General features: G+C 69.1%; 20 protein-coding genes and 2 tRNA genes. 13 read left to right on the plus strand and 9 right to left on the minus strand.

Annotated features, from left to right (window positions below; all coding sequences use genetic code 11):
• Window positions 1-278: 278 nt before the first annotated feature.
• From J2Y70_RS13670 to J2Y70_RS13695, 6 genes are all read left to right on the plus strand, one after another.
• Window positions 279-857 (plus strand): aminodeoxychorismate/anthranilate synthase component II, encoded by a 579-nt coding sequence (locus J2Y70_RS13670; protein WP_309918482.1) that lies wholly within the window; start codon window positions 279-281, stop codon window positions 855-857.
• A gap of 2 nt (window positions 858-859) precedes the next feature.
• Complete coding sequence (locus J2Y70_RS13675; protein ID WP_309918485.1) at window positions 860-1,219, plus strand: hypothetical protein; 360 nt, start codon at window positions 860-862, stop codon at window positions 1,217-1,219.
• A gap of 16 nt (window positions 1,220-1,235) precedes the next feature.
• Complete coding sequence (gene trpD / locus J2Y70_RS13680) at window positions 1,236-2,276, plus strand: anthranilate phosphoribosyltransferase (RefSeq protein WP_309918488.1); 1,041 nt, start codon at window positions 1,236-1,238, stop codon at window positions 2,274-2,276.
• A gap of 262 nt (window positions 2,277-2,538) precedes the next feature.
• Window positions 2,539-3,450, plus strand: coding sequence for a hypothetical protein (locus tag J2Y70_RS13685; protein WP_309918491.1), 912 nt, complete (start codon window positions 2,539-2,541; stop codon window positions 3,448-3,450).
• Between the two features lie 136 nt (window positions 3,451-3,586).
• Entirely contained in the window at window positions 3,587-4,381 is a 795-nt protein-coding gene (gene trpC / locus J2Y70_RS13690; RefSeq protein ID WP_263396901.1) for an indole-3-glycerol phosphate synthase TrpC, read from the plus strand.
• Entirely contained in the window at window positions 4,378-5,118 is a 741-nt protein-coding gene (locus J2Y70_RS13695) for a haloacid dehalogenase-like hydrolase (protein ID WP_309918495.1), read from the plus strand. The genes trpC and J2Y70_RS13695 overlap by 4 nt, the downstream gene beginning before the upstream one ends.
• Here the strand turns inward: J2Y70_RS13695 and J2Y70_RS13700 are convergent.
• Entirely contained in the window at window positions 5,115-5,873 is a 759-nt protein-coding gene (locus J2Y70_RS13700) for a sulfite exporter TauE/SafE family protein (protein ID WP_309918499.1), read from the minus strand. The two genes, J2Y70_RS13695 and J2Y70_RS13700, sit on opposite strands and share 4 nt — an antisense overlap.
• A gap of 52 nt (window positions 5,874-5,925) precedes the next feature.
• The gene (gene crp / locus J2Y70_RS13705; RefSeq protein ID WP_046979198.1) at window positions 5,926-6,615 is read right to left on the minus strand and encodes a cAMP-activated global transcriptional regulator CRP; all 690 of its coding nucleotides are present in this window, start codon (window positions 6,613-6,615) and stop codon (window positions 5,926-5,928) included.
• Between the two features lie 149 nt (window positions 6,616-6,764).
• Here crp and speD point away from each other — a divergent pair, with 149 nt between their 5' ends.
• A complete protein-coding gene (gene speD / locus J2Y70_RS13710; RefSeq protein WP_003476431.1) occupies window positions 6,765-7,559 on the plus strand; it encodes an adenosylmethionine decarboxylase in 795 nt (264 codons plus the stop codon).
• 119 nt (window positions 7,560-7,678) lie between these two features.
• Window positions 7,679-7,996 carry a multidrug efflux SMR transporter gene (locus J2Y70_RS13715; protein WP_263396904.1) on the plus strand — a complete coding sequence of 106 codons (318 nt, stop codon included), beginning with the start codon at window positions 7,679-7,681 and terminating at the stop codon, window positions 7,994-7,996.
• 172 nt (window positions 7,997-8,168) lie between these two features.
• Here J2Y70_RS13715 and J2Y70_RS13720 read toward each other — a convergent pair whose 3' ends face one another.
• Both J2Y70_RS13720 and coq7 read right to left on the minus strand, forming a co-directional pair.
• Window positions 8,169-8,678, minus strand: a complete 510-nt coding sequence (locus tag J2Y70_RS13720) for a hypothetical protein (protein WP_309918508.1) — start codon at window positions 8,676-8,678, stop codon at window positions 8,169-8,171.
• 193 nt (window positions 8,679-8,871) lie between these two features.
• Window positions 8,872-9,516 (minus strand): 2-polyprenyl-3-methyl-6-methoxy-1,4-benzoquinone monooxygenase, encoded by a 645-nt coding sequence (gene coq7, locus J2Y70_RS13725; RefSeq protein ID WP_309918511.1) that lies wholly within the window; start codon window positions 9,514-9,516, stop codon window positions 8,872-8,874.
• 215 nt (window positions 9,517-9,731) lie between these two features.
• Between coq7 and rplM the strand changes: the two genes are divergently transcribed.
• Together rplM and rpsI are read left to right on the plus strand one after the other, a co-directional pair.
• Window positions 9,732-10,160 (plus strand): 50S ribosomal protein L13, encoded by a 429-nt coding sequence (gene rplM, locus J2Y70_RS13730; RefSeq protein ID WP_003470250.1) that lies wholly within the window; start codon window positions 9,732-9,734, stop codon window positions 10,158-10,160.
• Between the two features lie 2 nt (window positions 10,161-10,162).
• Window positions 10,163-10,555, plus strand: coding sequence for a 30S ribosomal protein S9 (gene rpsI, locus J2Y70_RS13735; RefSeq protein WP_128419653.1), 393 nt, complete (start codon window positions 10,163-10,165; stop codon window positions 10,553-10,555).
• Window positions 10,556-11,081: 526 nt separating this feature from the next.
• On the opposite strand, the gene J2Y70_RS13740 is transcribed toward rpsI, so the two are convergent.
• Window positions 11,082-11,156: transfer RNA gene (locus tag J2Y70_RS13740), tRNA-Gln, on the minus strand.
• A 44-nt stretch (window positions 11,157-11,200) separates the two neighbouring features.
• Window positions 11,201-11,277, minus strand: a tRNA-Met gene (locus J2Y70_RS13745).
• A 120-nt stretch (window positions 11,278-11,397) separates the two neighbouring features.
• Here J2Y70_RS13745 and J2Y70_RS13750 point away from each other — a divergent pair.
• From J2Y70_RS13750 to bfr, 3 genes are all read left to right on the plus strand, one after another.
• Window positions 11,398-12,009, plus strand: a complete 612-nt coding sequence (locus tag J2Y70_RS13750) for an RNA pyrophosphohydrolase (protein ID WP_263396907.1) — start codon at window positions 11,398-11,400, stop codon at window positions 12,007-12,009.
• An 81-nt stretch (window positions 12,010-12,090) separates the two neighbouring features.
• Window positions 12,091-12,300: a bacterioferritin-associated ferredoxin gene (locus tag J2Y70_RS13755; protein WP_263396908.1), complete on the plus strand. Its 210-nt coding sequence runs from the start codon at window positions 12,091-12,093 to the stop codon at window positions 12,298-12,300.
• Window positions 12,301-12,413: 113 nt separating this feature from the next.
• On the plus strand, window positions 12,414-12,884 hold the full coding sequence (bfr, locus tag J2Y70_RS13760; protein WP_309918518.1) for a bacterioferritin: 471 nt from the start codon (window positions 12,414-12,416) through the stop codon (window positions 12,882-12,884).
• Window positions 12,885-13,149: 265 nt separating this feature from the next.
• Here bfr and J2Y70_RS13765 read toward each other — a convergent pair whose 3' ends face one another.
• From J2Y70_RS13765 to J2Y70_RS13775, 3 genes are read right to left on the minus strand one after another with little or no spacing between them, the layout of a single operon-like run.
• A complete protein-coding gene (locus J2Y70_RS13765; protein ID WP_309918521.1) occupies window positions 13,150-15,702 on the minus strand; it encodes an ATP-binding protein in 2,553 nt (850 codons plus the stop codon).
• 2 nt (window positions 15,703-15,704) lie between these two features.
• Window positions 15,705-17,615: an EAL domain-containing protein gene (locus J2Y70_RS13770; protein ID WP_309918523.1), complete on the minus strand. Its 1,911-nt coding sequence runs from the start codon at window positions 17,613-17,615 to the stop codon at window positions 15,705-15,707.
• A 41-nt stretch (window positions 17,616-17,656) separates the two neighbouring features.
• Window positions 17,657-18,289 (minus strand): DUF4126 domain-containing protein, encoded by a 633-nt coding sequence (locus tag J2Y70_RS13775; RefSeq protein WP_309918526.1) that lies wholly within the window; start codon window positions 18,287-18,289, stop codon window positions 17,657-17,659.
• Window positions 18,290-18,422 lie beyond the last annotated feature (133 nt).

Here is an 18,422-nt window from a genome sequence, read left to right on the forward strand (position 1 = left end):
CGGCTCCACCCATGCGCCTGGCGCAGCGAGCGCCCGCTCGTCCGCGGCACATCGGAACATCGGCGCGCCGGCAGCGGACACTGGACACCGGACATCGGCCGGTCCCCCGGGGATGAAGCACGGGCCTTGGCCGAGTTTCCGCGCCCATGCCACTATGGCCCACGTGCAGTCTCCCGACTGGCGGCGCAGGGTATCGACTAAAATTGCGGGTATCCAAGCGGGCACGAATCCGGGGTTCCAGGGTTCTGCGCCTTACTAATCAACTGGATGGACCGCACATGCTGCTGATGCTCGACAACTACGACAGCTTCACCTACAACCTCGTGCAGTACCTGCAGGCGCTCGGCGCCGAGGTCAAGGTGGTGCGCAACGACGCGCTCAGCGTGGACGAAATCGAGCAGTTGGCGCCCGAGCGCATCGTGATCTCGCCCGGCCCGTGCACGCCGAACGAGGCCGGGGTGTCGCTGCAGCTGATCGAGCGGCTCGGCCAGCACACGCCGATCCTGGGCGTATGCCTGGGCCACCAGAGCATCGGCCAGGCCTACGGCGGCGAAGTGGTGCGTGCCGGCACCATCATGCACGGCAAGACCTCGCGCATCCGCCACGAGGGCCGCGGCGTGTTCGCCGGCCTGCCGGACCGCTACGAGGCCACCCGCTACCACTCGCTGGTGGTGGAGAAGACCACGCTGCCGGACTGCCTGGAAGTCACCGCCTGGACCGAGAACGAGGACGGCACGGTCGAGGAGATCATGGGCCTGCGCCACCGCCAGTTCCCGGTCGAGGGCGTGCAGTTCCATCCCGAGTCCATCCTCACCGAACACGGCCACGCGTTGCTGAAGAACTTCCTGGAGCGATGAACATGCGTCTGCATTCACGCGCGGCGTTCGCCGTGACCGCGCTGCTGCTGTGCGCGCCGTGCCTGGCGGCGCCCGCCGGCGCCAAGGCGGCCGCGCCGCGATGCGCCGAGGCCGCGCGGACCCAGGCCGCCAAGCTGCTGGCCTTCCATTCCGACAACGACGAGCGCGCCGAGGTCGGCGACGAGGTCGAGCGGCTGCCGTCCATCGTCAATCCGGCCAATGCCAAGCAGCGCTTCGAGGTGCTGCAGGTGTGGGGCTACATCTACAAGGGCGAGTACCGCATGCGCCTGCTCTACTACCCCATGGCCGAGGGCGACTGCGTGCTGATGGGCCAGGAAATCCTCGAGCACGCCAGTCTTTGAACGTCCAGGAACCGCAATGACGCTGACCCCGCAGCAAGCCCTGCAACGCACCATCGAGCACCGCGAGATCTTCCACGACGAGATGGTCGGGCTGATGCGGCAGATCATGCGCGGCGAAGTGTCGCCGATGATGACCGCGGCGATCCTCACCGGGCTGCGGGTGAAGAAGGAGACGATCGGCGAGATCGCCGGCGCGGCGGCGGTGATGCGCGAGTTCTCGCGCACCGTCGAGGTGGCCGACCGCACCCACATGGTCGATATCGTCGGCACCGGCGGCGATGGCTCGCACACCTTCAACATCTCCACCTGCGCGATGTTCGTGGCCGCTGCGGCCGGCGCCAAGGTGGCCAAGCACGGCAACCGCAGCGTCTCCTCCAAGTCCGGCAGCGCCGACGCGCTGGAGGCGCTGGGCGCGGTGATCGAACTGCAGCCCGAGCAGGTGGCGCAGGCACTGGCCGCCACCGGCATCGGCTTCATGTATGCGCCGGTGCACCATCCGGCGATGAAGGTGGTAGCGCCGGTGCGGCGCGAGATGGGCGTGCGCACCATCTTCAACATCCTCGGCCCGCTGACCAATCCGGCCGGCTCGCCCAACATCCTGATGGGCGTGTTCCATCCCGACCTGGTCGGCATCCAGGCGCGCGTGCTGCACGAGCTGGGCGCCGAGCGCGCACTGGTGGTGTGGGGCCGCGACGGCATGGACGAACTCTCGCTCGGCGCCGGCACCCTGGTCGGCGAACTGCGCGACGGCCAGGTGCGCGAGTACGAAGTGCATCCTGAGGATTTCGGCATCGCCATGTCGGCCAGCCGCAACCTCAAGGTGGCCGACGCCAACGAGTCGATGGCGATGCTGCGCGGCGTGCTCGACAACGTGCCCGGTCCGGCGCTGGACATCGTCGCCTTCAACGCCGGCGCGGCGCTGTACGTGGCCGGCGTGGCCGACGACATCGGCGCCGGTATCGCGCTGGCGCGCACGGCGATCGCCGACGGCCGCGCGCGCGGCAAGCTCGATGCGTACGTGGCGTGCACGCAGCGCTTGGCCGACGTTCGCGACTGAGGATGCGGGACCCGAAGCGCTTGCCCGCCTGAGCGCGCGGCATTGGCATCGCGGCGGGCGGTGCCGATGTCGCCCGTTGTCCGTCCAGTGCGCCGGCAGCCCGTGTTGGGCGTGCGCGACGTCCGTGTCGTGCAGCCAAGCGACACGCAAGCCGTGGCGACGTGCGGACACTCCCGCGTCCATCCGAGATGGCCGGCCCTTCGGTCGGCGCGTAAGCTGCCCGCTGCGCCGCGTCGGTGGCGCACGACGACAAAGGGTTTGCATGGCCAACCGCTCCTATCTCTACAGCCTCAGCAACCGGCCGGCCTCGTATGGCGATCGGCCCGACACCATTTCCAGCCTCTCCGAATGGGCCTACGACGTGCCGTTCGTGTATCGGCTGCTGATGTCGGCCGATCCCCAGTTGTGCGCGTCGCTGGTGGCGGAAGGCCTGGATGACGAGGATGAGGACGAAGGGGAAGGCGAGGTCGAGGGCGGGGAGGAGAGCGAAGAGCAGGCCGAACGCGAGGACGAGAACGAAGAGGCGGGCGCCGACGAAGACGATGACCAGCCGGCACGCCTGCATGCGATCAGCAGCCCGTTCGCCCCGGGCCTGGAGCGGGTCAAGCGCTTCGCCGAGATCGTCAAGGTGATCGCAGCCGCGCCTCCCCTGCCGCCTGCGCCAGCGCCGGTCGTGGCGCCGCCAGCGTCCCTGATGGGTCGTCTCAAGCGACTGTTCTCGCCGACGCACGCACCGGTCGAAGCGCCGGTCCCGGTGCCGGCGACGGTCGAGCACCTGCCAGGCTGGCTGGACGAGACCGTCGCCTTCCTGGAAGCGAACCGCGACGCGTTCCTGCTGCTGGAGACCCTCGAACTCGACATGATGTCGGCGATCGGGGAAGAAGACCTGCGCCACTGCGTCGAGCAGGAGATCGGCCGATGCCGTGAGGTCGGCGCCGCGTTCGAGGCCCTGCCGGCCGACCTCCACGAGGCCGCGACCCTGCTGCGCCGCCTGGCCGTCGAAGAGGGCGCGCCGCCGCTCGATGTCTTCCACGGCCTGCGCTTCGACGACGACTGCGACAGCACGCGGACCGGCGCCACCGAACGGCCGCTGGGACTGACGAACTGGTCCGAGGTGCTGTACTTCGAATTGTCGGACCAGGACGAGCCCGACGCAGACCAGGCCAAGGACTGAATCCAAGATCCGTCTGGTCGAACGGCGTCGGTACTACGCTATTGCCGAGTCCCGAGTCCCGAGTCCCGAAACTAGAGTCCCGGCCTGTTCAGCCCAACTTGGCCGATAATGCCGCGTCCCCCGGAACCCCGAGCGCATGAGCGACATCCTCCGCACCATTCTCGCCCGCAAGGCCGAAGAGATCGCCGCGCGCAGCGCGCGCGTGCCGCTGGCCGAGCTGGTCGCCCGCGTCGGGGCCGCGCCGCCGGTGCGCGGGTTCGCCCGCGCGCTGCAGAGCGCCATCGCCGACGGCGAGCCGGCGGTGATCGCCGAGATCAAGAAGGCCAGCCCGTCCAAGGGCGTGATCCGCCCCGACTTCCACCCGGCCGACATCGCGGTCAGCTACGAGTTCGGCGGTGCCGCCTGCCTGTCGGTGCTGACCGACGTTGACTTCTTCCAGGGCCACGACACGTACCTGCAGCAGGCGCGCGAGGCGTGCACGCTGCCGGTGCTGCGCAAGGACTTCACCATCGATCCCTACCAGGTGTACGAGGCGCGCGTGCTCGGCGCCGACTGCATCCTGCTGATCGTCGCCGCGCTGGACGACCTGCAGCTGGCCGAGCTGTCGGCGCTGGCGATGGAGCTGGGCATGGACGTGCTGGTCGAGGTCCACGACATCGACGAACTGGAGCGCGCGATCCAGGTGCCGGTGCCGCTGATCGGGATCAACAACCGCAATCTGCGCACCTTCGAGGTATCGCTGCAGACCACGCTGGCGATGCGCGACGCGGTGCCGCGCGACCGCCTGCTGGTCACCGAGAGCGGCATCCTCGGCCAGGCCGACGTGGCGATGATGCGCGCGGCGGGCGTGCACGCGTTCCTGGTCGGCGAGACCTTCATGCGCGCCGAGGAACCCGGCGAAGCGCTGCGCCAGTTGTTCTTCGAGCCATGAGCGGCGCCTATTCCGCGCCGCGCGCCGACGCGCCGCTGGTGGTGTTCGATTTCGACCACACCCTGTACGACGGCGACTCCGGCAGCCACCTGTTCGCCTGGCTGATCCGGCGCAACCCCTTGCGCCTGGCCGCCGCGCTGCTGGCCACGCCGCTGCTGGGGCCGCTGGTGGCGATGCTGCCGACCCGGCGCACCGGCATCTCCGGCTACGTGTGGATCGCCAGCTTCGGCCTGCACCGCGCGCGCGAGTTCAACCGGGTGATCGACCAATACGTGCTGCGCCACGAGGCGCAGATCCGCCAGCGGCTGTTGCCGCAGGCGCTGGAGGTGTTCGCCCGGCACCGTGCCGCCGGCGACCGGGTGGTGGTCGCCACCGGCGCGCCGCCGGAGCTGGCGCGCGCCATCCTGGCCTTCGTCGCGCACCAGGACGTGCCCGTGGTCGGCAGCCTGATCGGCCCGCGGCTGGGCGCGGTCACCGCCACCCGCCACTGCCACAACGAAGAAAAGATGCGCATGCTGCGCGAGCTGGGCTATGCCGACATCGCCATCGCCTATTCCGACAGCACCGCCGACCTGCCGTTGCTGCAGGCCGCCGCAACGCCGGTGGTGGTCAACCCCAAGGCCTCGGCGGTGGCGCGCTTCCGCCGCGAACTGCCGTCCGCCACGCCGATCCTGAACTGGGGTTGCCGCGATCGCGCCGGCGACGCAGTGACGGCACCGGCCGCGCCGCGCGACTAGACCTGCCAGCGGTACAGCGTGCTGCCGATCTGGTACAGGCTGATGCCCAGCACCAGCACGCCGACCGCCACCAGCACCCAGCGTTCGCGCACCCGCTTCACCAGCACCGCCGCCAGCGGCGCGGCCAGCATGCCGCCGACCAGCAGGCCGAGCACGATCTCCAGGTGCTGCACGCCCATGCTCAACAGGAAGGTCAGCGAGATCGACAGCGTCACCAGGAACTCGGCGGCGTTGACCGTGCCGATCGTGGTGCGCGCCTGGCCGCCGTGGGCCAGCAGGGTCGAGGTCGCCACCGGGCCCCAGCCGCCGCCGCCGCTGGCGTCGAGCAGGCCGGCGACGAAACCGAGCAGCGGCACCCGCCGCACCTGCTGCCGCGGCAGCGCCCGGCCGGCCGCGCGCAGCAGGATCAGCACCGCCAGGCCGAGCAGGTACAGGTGCACGAAGGGGCGGATGAGGTCGCCGGGCAACTGGGTCAGCACATAGGCGCCGAGGACACCGCCGGCCATGCCCGGCAGCGCCAGGCGCAGGAACAGGCGTTTGTCGACGTTGCCCAGCGCCAGGTGCGACAGGCCCGAGGCGCCGGTGGTGAAGACCTCGGCGCTGTGCACGCTGGCGCTGACCGCCGCCGGCGGCAGGCCCATGCTCAACAACACCGACGAGGACACCAGGCCGAAGGCCATGCCCAGCGCGCCGTCGACCAGCTGCGCCGCCAGGCCGACCAGCACGAACCAATAGAAGGTCTCGCTCAGGACCATCGCGATGGTCCGCTGCCGCCGCTAGCGCGGCGCGCAGCCATGCGCGTTGCGCTCAACGCGCGCCGTACAGCACCACGGTCTTGCCGCGGGCGTGCAGGATGCCGTCGACCTGCAGCTTCTTCAGCACGCGGCCGGCCATCTCGCGCGAGCAGCCGACCAGCCGCGCCAGCTCCTGCCGCGACACGCGCAACTGCATGCCCTGCGGGTGGCTCATCGCTTCCGGCTCCTGGGCCAGGTCGTGCAGGGTGCGCACGATGCGGTCGGTGACGTCCAGGAACGCCAGCCGGCTGGCCTTGCGCGAGGTGTCGAGCAGGCGCTTGGACAGCTGCACGCCGATCGCGTACAGCACCCGCGGCGCGTCGGCCGACAGCGACCCCAGGAACAGCTGGTGCAGCCGCTCGTAGCTGATCTCGGCCAGTTCGCACGGGGTACGGGTGCGCAGGATCACCTCGCGCTGGTCCGATTCGATGAACAGGCCCATCTCGCCGACGAACTCGCCGCTGCCGAAATAGCCCAGCACCAATTCGCGATCGTCATCTTCCTCGGCGATGATGCTGACCGAGCCGCTGACGACGTAGTACAGGGTGCCGGCCGGGTCGCCGGGCCTGAACACGTCGGTCCGCGCCGGATAGCGCCGGCGGTGGCTATGCGCCAGGAAGCGGTCGATCGTGGCGGTGTCCAACGTCAGAGGACTTGGAGCGATGCGCACAGGTGTTGCAGTGGAGGTGTTTCCGGGACTCATGGCGGCTTCGCTACTGCGTGAGTCCCGAAGCTTAACGGGACGCGTTGTCTGCGGCAAACGAGCGCCAATCCCCACGTTTCGCTACGGGCGCGTTTGGCCCATAATTGCTGCCCTTTCTACCCCGTCCATCTTTTAGAGGATTCACGCCCGTGGTCAAGCCGTTGCCTCGCCTGAGGCTGCAAGGTTTCAACAACCTCACCAAGGCGTTGAGCTTCAACATCTACGACGTCTGCTACGCGGTGTCCGAAGAGGAGCGCCAGCGCTACATCGAGTACATCGACGAGCAGTACGACGCCGACCGCCTGACCGAGATCCTCACCGATGTGGCCGAGATCATCGGCGCCAACATCCTCAACATCGCCCGCCAGGACTACGATCCGCAGGGCGCCTCGGTGACCATCCTGATCTCCGAAGAGCCGGTGATCGACAAGAAGCTGGCCGGCAAGGAGATCATCTCCGACGCGGTGGTCGCGCACATGGACAAGAGCCACATCACCGTCCATACCTACCCGGAAACCCATCCGCAGCACGGCATCGCGACCTTCCGCGCCGACATCGACGTCGCCACCTGCGGGGTGATCTCGCCGCTGAAGGCGCTCAATTACCTGATCGAGCGGCTGGAATCGGACATCGTGATCATGGATTACCGCATCCGTGGCTTCACCCGCGACGTGAAGGGCAAGAAGCACTACATCGACCACAAGATCAACTCGATCCAGAACTTCCTGGCCAAGAACATCAAGGCGCGTTACGAGATGTTCGACGTCAATGTCTACCAGGAGAACATCTTCCACACCAAGATGCACCTGAAGGACTTCGACCTGGACCAGTACCTGTTCGAGGAAAAGGCCAAGAACCTCTCGTTCAAGGAGCGCATGCGGATCGAGGCGCTGCTCAAGCGCGAGATCGAGGAACTGTTCCACGGTCGCAACCTGGCCGAGTAGCGCGTCACATTCGGCGGGACGGCCCGCCCCGCAGCGTTTGCGCTGCGACCCTTGCCGACGGCGGCCCGATGTGCAGACATCGGGCCGTTTTTATTTTTATTTGTCTACGGAGACAGACAATGCCATGGATCTACCTGCTGCTCGCCGGCCTGTTCGAAATCGGCTTCGCGCTCGGCCTCAAGTACAGCGAAGGCTTCACCCGCCTCTGGCCGACGCTGGGCACCCTGGCCGGCGCCGGCATCAGCCTGTGGCTGTTGACCCAGGCGCTGAAGGACATCCCGCTGGGCACGGCGTACGCGATCTGGACCGGGATCGGCGCACTGGGCACGGCCGCGTTGGGCATCGCGCTGTTCGGCGACAGCGCGTCGCCGGCGCGGCTGGCCTGCATCGGCCTGATCGTGGCCGGGGTGATCGGCCTGAAGCTGGTCCAGTCCTGAGCGCCGCCGGGTTCGCAGCCTATAAAGAATGTCGCAGGCGGCAGCGCTGCCAACGTTCGTGGGCAGGCGCTGCGGGTCAACTTGAGGCGCGGGCCGATCCGGGCGCTCGCAGTGCTCGCCTGGCTCCGCTGTCATGGGCGCCGAGGCTGAGAGCGGCGACTGTGCCGAGCCGTCAGGCCACGGCGGGGCGGCGCGCACTGAGGACGCGGCCGATCAGCATCTGGTGCGCGACCGCGGCCAGCAGTGCGGCGATCGACAGCGCGATCGCCACCCGGCTGAGCATGCCGCCGAGGTTGCCGGCGTGCTGCAACTGGTCCAGACGGCCGAAGCGCGACGGATCGGCGTTGGCATAGGCGATCTCCACGGTCGCGCCGTCGAGCAGCAGCGGCCCGGCCTCGGCGCCGCTGGCCTCGAACGCGCCGCGGTGCAGCCGGCCCTTGCTCTCGAAGACATAGTGGAAGCGGTAGTGCACCAGCGGCTCGGCATGCGCGCCGAACGCGCCGTCGGCGATCACCGGCACCGTCGCCACCGAGTGGTCGCGCAGGATCGCGCTGGCATGGCGGTAGTCGCCGAGCAGGTGGTAGAGCAGGGCGCCGCCGCCGAGCGCGAACAGGCTTGCGAACAGCAGGCGCGAGAGCCAGCGGGTCCGTGGCGATGGCAGATGGGTGGAGCGTGCAGGCATTGTCGGTCGTGGAAGCGGACGCAAGCGGCAGGGTGCGGCGCGGTGGTGCGGCGAAATCGGACGACGCCGGGATGGAAGCGCCGGTCGCTGAACAGGATAGGCGGACGTCGGAATCAGTCAGCCTTCGTTCACTTTAACCCGAATGCGCCGGCAATGCCAGCACGGCGCCGGCGGCAGGCGCGCCGCGGCGCGCTCAAAGCCGGTAGGCGACCGCTTTCATCAGCCGCGAGGCGGCGGCCATCAGCGACGGAATCGGCGCCGGCAGCCGCCGCGCGCCGGCCTGTTCGGCGTGTTCGGCATGGCGCGCCTCGTCGGCTTTCATCACCCGCAGCACGTCGCGGCTGCGCAGGTCGGCCGGCGGCAGCGTCTGCAGGTGTTCGTCCAGGTGCGCCTCGACCTGGCGTTCGGTCTCCACCACGAAGCCCAGGTTCCAGCCGTCGCCGCGCAGCCCGGCCAGGGTGCCGATGGCGTAGCTGCCGGCGTACCAGACCGGGTTGAACAGGCTCGGGCGGCTGTCCAGCTCGCGCAGCCGCGCCGCGCACCAGGCCAGGTGGTCGGTTTCTTCCTGCGCCGCTTCCAGCAGGTGCGCGCGGGTCGCCGGATCGCGGGCGACCGCGGCCTGGCCGAAGTACAGGCCCTGCGCGCAGACCTCGCCGACATGGTTGATGCGCATCAGCCCGGCGGCATGGCGGCGTTCGTCCGGCGCCAGCACCACGTCGGCGGTGGCCGCCGCCGGGTAGGGGCGCTGCGCCGGCGGATCGCCGAACACCGTTTCCAGGGCGCGCTGGGCTTCGACCAGGACGCGGTCGAGCGGGGTATGCAGGCGGGGAGCCGTCATCGCGAGGGGCCTGGGGATGGTGGGGCATTCGATTTTCGCCCCGGGCCGCCGCCATGCCAAGCGCCGGCGGCGCTGGGGTCCCGGGCAAGGGCCGGACTTGCGCGTGCCGCTGGCGGCGCGTAGAATTCCGCCTCTTGCGTTTTTGCAAGTCACAACGCGTGGCAAAGTTCAGGCAGCGTCCTGCCGGAATCCGCCCGACCAACCGAGTCTTCTTAATGAGCACCTTCACCGCTAAGTCCGAGACCGTCCAGCGCGACTGGTATCTCGTCGACGCCGCCGGCAAAACGCTGGGCCGGCTTTCCACCGAACTGGCCCGCCGTCTGCGCGGCAAGCACAAGCCGGTCTATACCCCGCACGTCGATACCGGCGATTACCTGGTGGTGATCAACGCCGAGAAGATCACGGTCACCGGCAACAAGCTCAACGACAAGAAGTACCACCGCTTCACCGGCTACATCGGCAACCTGAAGACCGAGACCTTGGCGCAGGCGCTGGAGCGTCACCCCGAGCGCGTCATCGAGATCGCGGTCAAGGGCATGCTGCCGAAGGGTCCGCTGGGTCGCGCCATGTACCGCAAGCTCAAGGTCTACAAGGGCTCCGAGCATCCGCATACCGCCCAGCAGCCGCAAGTTCTGGATATCTAATCATGGCGATCACGCAAAACTACGGCACCGGCCGCCGCAAGTCCTCCACCGCCCGCGTGTTCCTGCGCAAGGGTACCGGCAACATCACCGTCAACGACCGTCCGCTGGACGAGTTCTTCGGCCGTGAGACCGCGCGCATGATCGTGCGCCAGCCGCTGGAGCTGACCAAGAACACCGAAAGCTTCGACATCTTCGTCACCGCCGCTGGCGGCGGCACCACCGGCCAGGCCGGTGCGATCCGCCTGGGCATCGCCCGCGCGCTGGTCGAGTACGACGAAACCCTGAAGTCCGAGCTGCGCAAGGCCGGCTTCATGACCCGCGACGCCCGCGAAGTCGAGCGTAAGAAGGTCGGTCTGCACAAGGCCCGCCGCGCGACCCAGTTCTCCAAGCGCTGATCCACCGCGCCTGGCGAGGAATCCTTCGGGATTCCCCTGGGAAGTACGCAAAAGCCCGGCCCCGGCCGGGCTTTTGTCGTTTGGGTCCGACGGCAGCGGCGGTCGCAAGCCAGGCCGTGCTCTTGCGTCGCCTCGATCTCGTGGTCGTTGGTTCGGCGCGCCTGTACCCAGCTCCATGCCGGTGCTGTCTCCTGCTTGAGTGTTGCCATCAGTCGCGCGTGATTTTTACTGCTGCGGATCTAGCGATGCATCAGTAGCGCGGTCGGCTGCATAGCAATCGCCGTCCGCGGGAAAGCGTTCGCAGCTCGGCGCTGTTTTTCATATGACATGCGCACCGAGCGTCTGGTGAAAAGCCCCCTTGGAGTCCAAGGGGGCGCGCCGACAGGCGCGGGGATGTGGAGAGGGAAGGCCGGGGCCCACGCCTTGCGCAGCAAGGTGCGGGGCGCAGGCGCCAAGCGCCTGCGCGAACCCGCAGCCAAACACCAAAAAAAAGGCCGATCTTTCGATCGGCCTTTTTTTTGGTGTTTGGCTGCCCCGGATGGATTCGAACCACCGAATGCCTGAGTCAGAGTCAGGTGCCTTACCGCTTGGCGACGGGGCAATGTCGCAGATCGCAATTATCGCACGCCTGCTGCGTGGACACCATGGTGGCTATGGGTGGACTCGAACCACCGACCCCAGCATTATGAGTGCTGTGCTCTAACCGGCTGAGCTACATAGCCTTGGTGAACCGCCAATTCTTATAGCAAATCGGACGGCTGTCAACGGGTTTTTGCCGCGCTTGTGGCCCGGCCGCAGCCATGGCAGAGTCGGAGCCAGTAGATTTTTCAGGAGTCCGCATCGTGATCGATCCGGACGGTTATCGACCGAACGTGGGCATCGTGCTGATGCGGCCGGACGGTCAGGTGTTCTGGGCACGTCGCGTGCGCCGGGATGGCTGGCAGTTCCCGCAAGGTGGCATGAATACCGACGAGACCCCGGTCGAGGCCATGTACCGCGAGTTGCGTGAAGAGACCGGGCTGTTGCCCGAGCATGTCGAAGTGCTCGGAGCCACGCCTGGCTGGCTGCGCTATCGGCTGCCCAGCCGCGCCATCCGCCGCAACGAACGCCAGGTGTGCATCGGCCAGAAGCAGGTCTGGTTCCTGCTGCAGATGCGCTGCGACGAGAGCCAGTTGAACCTGGAGCTGACCGAGACGCCGGAGTTCGACCATTGGCGCTGGGTCGACTTCTGGTATCCGGTGGAGCACGTGGTGCTGTTCAAGCGCGGCGTCTACGCGCGGGCGCTGCGCCACCTGGCGCCGCTGGCGCAGAGCATCGCCGGGCCGGGCATCCGTGCCATGCCGACCCTGGCGCAGGAGGCGTGGATGCCCGGCAACACCGCCGGCCACGAGCGCCCGCGCAAGCGTCCACGCAAGCGTGGCGGGCCTTGGGTGGCCCGTATTAATAACGATTAACGCCCGGAATTGACAACCATTCTCACTTTGGTTTGAATGGCGGCCAGGCGCAGTCCGCGCCGCCCGCCGCCGAACGCCATCGTGTACGTCTGCATCTGCAATGGGGTCACCGATCGTCAGATCCGCGAAGCCGCCGACGCCGGCTGCCGCACCGTGTCCGAACTGACCATGCGCACCGGCTGCGGGGCCACCTGCGGCTCGTGCCTGGACATGGCCGGCGATCTGCTAGAACGCGCGCTGCTGCGCGACCTGCCGCTGCCCGTGCTGGGTGGCCTGGCCCGCGCCGCCTGAGCCGCGCGCCGCCGCCGCGCGGATGCGCAGCGGGATGATCACGATTCGCGTTCCTTCACGGCCGTGGCCGATTCGCTAAAGTCTGCGCTTTCCAGGCATTAGCGAGCACTGCGATGAAGGGCGACAGCAAGGTCATCGAGTTCCTCAACAAGGTCCTCTACAACGAGTTGACCGCGATCAACCAGTACTTCCTGCACGCCAAAATGCTGAAGAACTGGGGGCTGAAGGAACTGGCCGAACACGAGTACAAGGAATCGATCGACGAGATGAAGCACGCCGACAAGTTGGCGGACCGCATCCTGTTCCTCGAGGGGCTGCCCAACTTCCAGGCGCTGGGCAAGCTGCGCATCGGCGAGAACCCGAAGGAAATCCTCGAGTGCGACCTGGCCCTGGAGCAGGACGGCACCACCACCTTGCGCGACGGCATCGCCTACGCCGAGTCGATCCAGGACTACGTCAGCCGCCAGCTGCTGGCCGACATCCTGGAGTCGGAGGAAGAGCACATCGATTGGCTGGAAACCCAGCTCGATCTGATCGGCCGCATCGGCGAGCCGAACTACCTGCTGACCAAGCTCGAGGACTGAGCGGCGGCTGTGCATGCCAAGCGGCGGCACATGCCGCCGTTGGTGGCGCGCTAGGTTTGGCGACGCTGCGCGAAGACCGCGATCGGTTTAGCTCGTCCAGCGTCTGTGCGGGCGCGCATGTGGACAAGGCCGCTAAGGCACCTCGTTAGGGTATTCGCAGCCTGCGAAACGTTGTGGGAGCGACTTCAGTCGCGACGGGCTTTACCGGGAAGGCCCGTCGCGACTGAAGTCGCTCCCACAGGTATTCCCACAGGTGTAAGCGAGGCTAGGGCGCGGGGGTTTCGACAGCGTCGCGCAAGGTGTTGCGGTAGCCGTTCAAGGCCAGCCGCGCGCGTGCGAATTCGGCGATGACCAGCGCCACCGCGACCGCGGGGCGCTCCAGCTGGTGGGCGCGCACGCCGGCCTCGATGCGCAAGGCCGCGGCCGACAGCGCCAGTGCGCCGACGTTGGCCGCCGAGGACTTCAGCGTATGCGCCGCGTCGCGCAGCGGCTCCAGTTGCGGGGTCACGGCGGCCTGCTCCAGGCGCTGGATCAGCTGCGGCGCGTCGCCCAGGAACAGTTCCACGATCTGCGCGGTGGTCGCGCTGCCGGCAAGCTCGCGCAATTCGTCGAGCACCGCGATGTCCAGCACCGGCAGCGGTGTCGGCGGCAGCGGTGCCAGATCGGCGGTGCTGATGCTGGTACTGGTGGCGCCGTCGCTATTGTTGTCGCTATTGCTATTGCTATTGCTATTGCTGAAAGCGGACGCTGCGATTGCCGCTGTCTGCGTCTGCGTCTGCGTCTGCGTCTGCGCGGATTGCGCTGTCTGCGCACTCGCCGTCTCCGCATCCGCCGGCAGCGCGGCACTCTCCGGCGCGGCCTGTGCCGGCGCGGCATTGGCGGCGCGGTGTGGCAGCCAGCGCTGCAGGCATTGCGCCAGCAGCTCGCGGCCGACCGGCTTGGACAGGTAGTCGTCCATGCCGGCCTCCAGGCAGCGCTGGCGGTCGCCGGCCATCGCATTGGCGGTCATCGCCACGATCGGCAGCCGCGTCCGTCCTGCCGCCGCTTCGGACTGGCGCCATTGGCGGGTGGCGGCGTAGCCGTCCAGCACAGGCATCTGGCAGTCCATCAACACCAGGTCGTAGGCCTGCGTGGCCAGTTGCGCCAGCGCGGCGGCGCCGTCGGCGACGCTGTCGCTGCGGTAGCCGAGCACGTCGAGCAGTTTCTGCGCGACCAGCAGGTTGACCGGGTTGTCCTCGACCAGCAGCAGGCGGTAGTCGGCGGCCGGCGAGGCCGGCCCGATCGCCTCGGCCGGGTCCGCGGCGGTGGCGGTGGTGGATGCCGATGCCGCTGCGGCATCGCGCTGCGGATCGGAAGCGGGTTCTTCGGGCAAGGCCGGCGCGGCCGCGGAGGCGAGGGCCGCCGCCGGCGCCAGCGCGAGCATGCCGCGCAGGTCCAGGTCCGCCGCCTGCCGCGACAGCAGCGCGCCGTGGGCGCGGATTTCCTCGGGGATCTCGGTGTCGCCGTACAGCCAGATCAGGCGCATCGCGTGCGGCGCCGGCAACCGCGTCACCGCGCGCTGCAGCGCCCGCGCGCTCTGGCGCAGGCCGTCGAGGTCGCCGATCACCAGGTCGTAGGGCGGGGCGGCGGCGTTGCCGGCACGCAGCCGCTCCAGCGCTTCCTGGGTCGAGTCGACCTTGCTCAGCTGCACGCCCCAGTTCGGCAACAGCGTTTTCAGCCGCTGGTACAGGCGCTGGTCGGCGCCGACCAGCAGCGCGTGCAGCCGCGGCAGGCTGCCCTGGGCCTGCGGCAGGTCGCCGATCACCTTCAGCAGCGGGATCTCGAACCAGAACGTGGCGCCCTGGTCGCTGCCCGATTCCACGCCGATGCGCCCGCCCATCAGGTCGACGATGCGTTTGCAGATCGCCAGGCCGAGCCCGGTGCCGCCGTACAGGCGGGTGGTGGACGCATCGGCCTGGGTGAAGGAGCGGAACAGCCGCTCCTGCTGCTCGGGGCTGATGCCGATGCCGGTATCGCGCACCTCGAAGCGCAGCAGGTGCTGCGCCGGGGTCTCGCCGAGGCGGCGCACGCGCAGCTCCACGCTGCCGCGCGCGGTGAACTTGATCGCGTTGCCGATCAGGTTGCTCAGCACCTGCCGCAGCCGCAGCGGATCGCCGCGGACCGGCAGGCGCACCGCCGGATCCAGCTGCAGCGCCACGCGCAGGCCCTTGGCCTCGGCCGCGCGCTGCATCAGCTGCAGCATGCCGTCGAGCAGTTCGCGCAGGTTGAAGCTGGTGATCTCCAGCTCCAGCCGGTTCGCTTCCAGCTTGGAGTAGTCGAGGATGTCGTCGACGATGCGCAGCAGTTGCAGCGAGGAGTCGTTGGCGGCGCGCAGCATCTCGCGCTGCTCGGTGCCGAGCTGGCCGCGCGCGATCAGTTCCAGCATCGGGATGATGCCGTTGAGCGGAGTGCGGATCTCGTGGCTCATCGTGGCCAGGAATTCGCCCTTGGCCATCACCGCGGCCTCGGCGGCCTGCTTGGCCTGCACCAGTTCGCGTTCCAGCCGCTCGCGCAGGTGCACGTCGCGCTGCAGCGCGTCGCGTTCGGACTCGGCCAGCGCCGCGCGCGCCGACGCCGCGTCCAGTGCGCGCGCCTGTTGCCGCGCGCGCCAGGCGGCGAGCGCGGCCAGCAGCGCGGCGGCGCCGATGCAGGCCGGCGCCAGCAGCTGCCACGGCGGCGGCGGCGCCAGTGCCGGCACCGCCAGCGGTGCGGCGGCGAGCGCGAGCGCCGCGCTCGACGCGGCCAGCCACGGCAGGGGCCGGCGCCGGCGTGCGGGCATCGCTACAGCACCGCGTTCTGGAAATCGAAGTTCAGTTCGTCGCCGACCGATTGCACCAGGTTGCCCTGGATGAAATCGACCCCGCCCATCCACATCGCCGCGGCGGCCTGCGCTTCCTCGATCTGCTGGCCGATGATCATCAGCCCGGCGCGGTGCGCCAGGTCGATCGTGGCGCGCAACTGGTCGCGCAGTCCGGCATCGGCATGCGCATTGGCGAAACGCGCGGACAGGCGCAGGTAGCCCAGCGGCAGCTGGCCGAGCAGCGCCTCGTTTTCGGCGCCGGGCTCGAACTGGCTGAGGCAGAACTGCACGCCCAGCGGCATCAGCCGGGCGCAGAACTGCTGCAGGGTGACCGTGTGGATCAGCGCGTCGTCCAGACGCAGGTCGATCACCAGCGAGGTGCCGGTGACGCCGCGGCGGCCGATCGCCTCGACCAGCCAGTCGGCGAAGGCGCCGCGCGCCAGCGTGCGCGAGGACTGCGACACGAACAGGCGCAGCGGCGGCGTGGCGTGCTGGTACAGGTGCAGCAGGCCGAGCGCGTGGTCCAGCACCTGCTGGTCGAGATCGGCGATGCGCCCGCCGGCCTCGGCCGCGGGCAGCACCTGCCCGGCCGACAGCAGGGTGCCGTCGCGCTGGCGCAGGCGCAGCAGCACCTGGTACTGCGCGGTGTCGCCGCCGGCGACGGCGACGATCGGCTGGTAGGCCGGTTCCAGTTGGCCTTCGAACATCGCGATGCGGCCGAGGTCCTCTTCCTCGCGCGGCGGCGCGTACGCGGCCACGCCCTGCGGATGCAGGCGCGCTTGCAGCGCTGTGCGCTCGACCGCTTCCAGCGCGCTGCCGGCGTCCTCGAACCCTTGCGCCAGGTCGGCGTAGCCGATCGCGCAGCGCAGGTGCACCGCTTCGTCCTCACGCAGCGGGAAGGCATGGTTGGCCAGGGCTTCGCGCAGGGCCTGCGCGCGCTGCCGCAGCGCGTCCAGATCGTCGCCCTGGGCCAGCAGCAGGAAGCTGTTGTCGTTGAGCCGGGCCAGCGGCTGCGGCGCGGTGACGCTGGCCAGGCGGCGCCCTGCCTGGGTCATCAGGCGTTCGAACGCGGCATAGCCGTAGCGCTCGCGCAGGCCCAGCGCGCTGGCGATCTCGATGAAGAACAGGCCGCCGCCGCGGGTGCGCAGCGACTCGCCGAGCAGCTGCAGCACGTGGCTGCGGGTCGGCAGGCCGGTCTCGGGATTGTTCAGCGGCACGCCGTCGCTGGCGCTCTGCTGCGCCTGCTGGCGCGCGCGGCGGATGCGATTGGAGACGGCGGCGATCAGGTGTCGCGGCCGGATCGGCTTGGTCAGGAAATCGTCGGCGCCGCTGTCGAGCACTTCGTACTGCAGTTCCGGATCCGGATCGCCGGTCAGGAACACGATCGGCAGCAGCTGGTGCTGCGGTTGCTGGCGGATCAGCGCGGTCAGGCGCATGCCGTCCAGGCCGGGCATGTGCAGGTCCATCAGGATCAGATCGGGCCGGTACTCGGCGATCGCCTGCTGCACGCCTTCGGCCTGCATCTCCACCTGCGCCTGCATGCCGGCGCCGTGCAGCACGCTCTGCGCGAACAGGGCCTGCGAGCGGTCGTCCTCGACGATCAGGATCCGGTACGGCGCGTCCAGCGGCTGCGGCGGCGCGGTGGCGGCGTTCGGCGTCTCCGTCGCGCCTGGCGGACAAGGCGCCACGTCGGCGGCGGCCTGGTGGTCGGCGGCCGGCGCTGCAGCGTCCTGCGCGTTCGGTGCCGCAGCGGGCGCCGTCGCTTCTTGCGCCTCGGGCACGGCATCGGCGGCCCAGCGGCGCCAGTAGTGCGGCGGCGGGGTTTCGGCACGGACGTTGCGCGAACGCGGGTCGTCGCGGCTGGGAAGCGGTGCGGTGTCTCTGGCGGCCATCGCGTCTTTATCCTGGTGCACGCGCAATTATGCGATGAAGTTCACGAAGACAGGGAGCCGTCCCGGTTCGGCCTGGCCACGGCGGCGTCCGCGGGCACCGCCAGCAGGCGGCGCACGCCGCGCCACAGGGTGCGCCACACCCACCACACCAGCAGCGCTCCCAGCACGCTGGCGCCCAGCACCACGATCAACGCCAGCCACGGATGCGCCAGGGCCAGCGCCAGCGTGGCGATCACCACCGAATCCTCGGTCAGCGAGGCGATCCAGTTGCTGGCCGGTTCCGGCGAGGTGTTCAGCAATGCGCGCGAGCCGGATTTCAGCACATGGCTGGTGAGCGCGATGCCGGCGCCGGTGGCCAGCGCGCCGGCGCCGAGCTGGCCATCCGGCGACAGCGTGGCCGCGGCCAGGAACGCGCCGGCGGGGATCCGGGTCAGGGTCTGCAGCAGGTCCCACACCGAGTCCACGCCGGGAATCTTGTCGGCGAAGAACTCGGCCAGGGCCAGCGCGCCGGAGGTGCCGAGCACCCACCACGACTCGGTCGCCTGCAGCGCCTGCGGCAGGTCCAGCCAGCCGAGCAGGCCGGCCATGCCGACCCCGAACACGGTCAGGTAGACGCGGATGCCGGCCAGCCAGGCCAGCAGGATGCCGATTACGAAGAGATGGGCGTCGGTCATGGCGAGGCGCTCCTGGGTGCGCGCGTGTGGCGGCCACTATCGGCCAAGCGTGCGGCGAAGGCCAGCATGGGGCGCGCCGCTGCGCTTGCGGCGATTGGTCCGGCGCCGGTCGGGAGCCTGGCTTACACTAGCT

The organism is Xanthomonas sp. 1678 (genome assembly GCF_031455575.1).
Taxonomy (GTDB): domain Bacteria; phylum Pseudomonadota; class Gammaproteobacteria; order Xanthomonadales; family Xanthomonadaceae; genus Xanthomonas_A.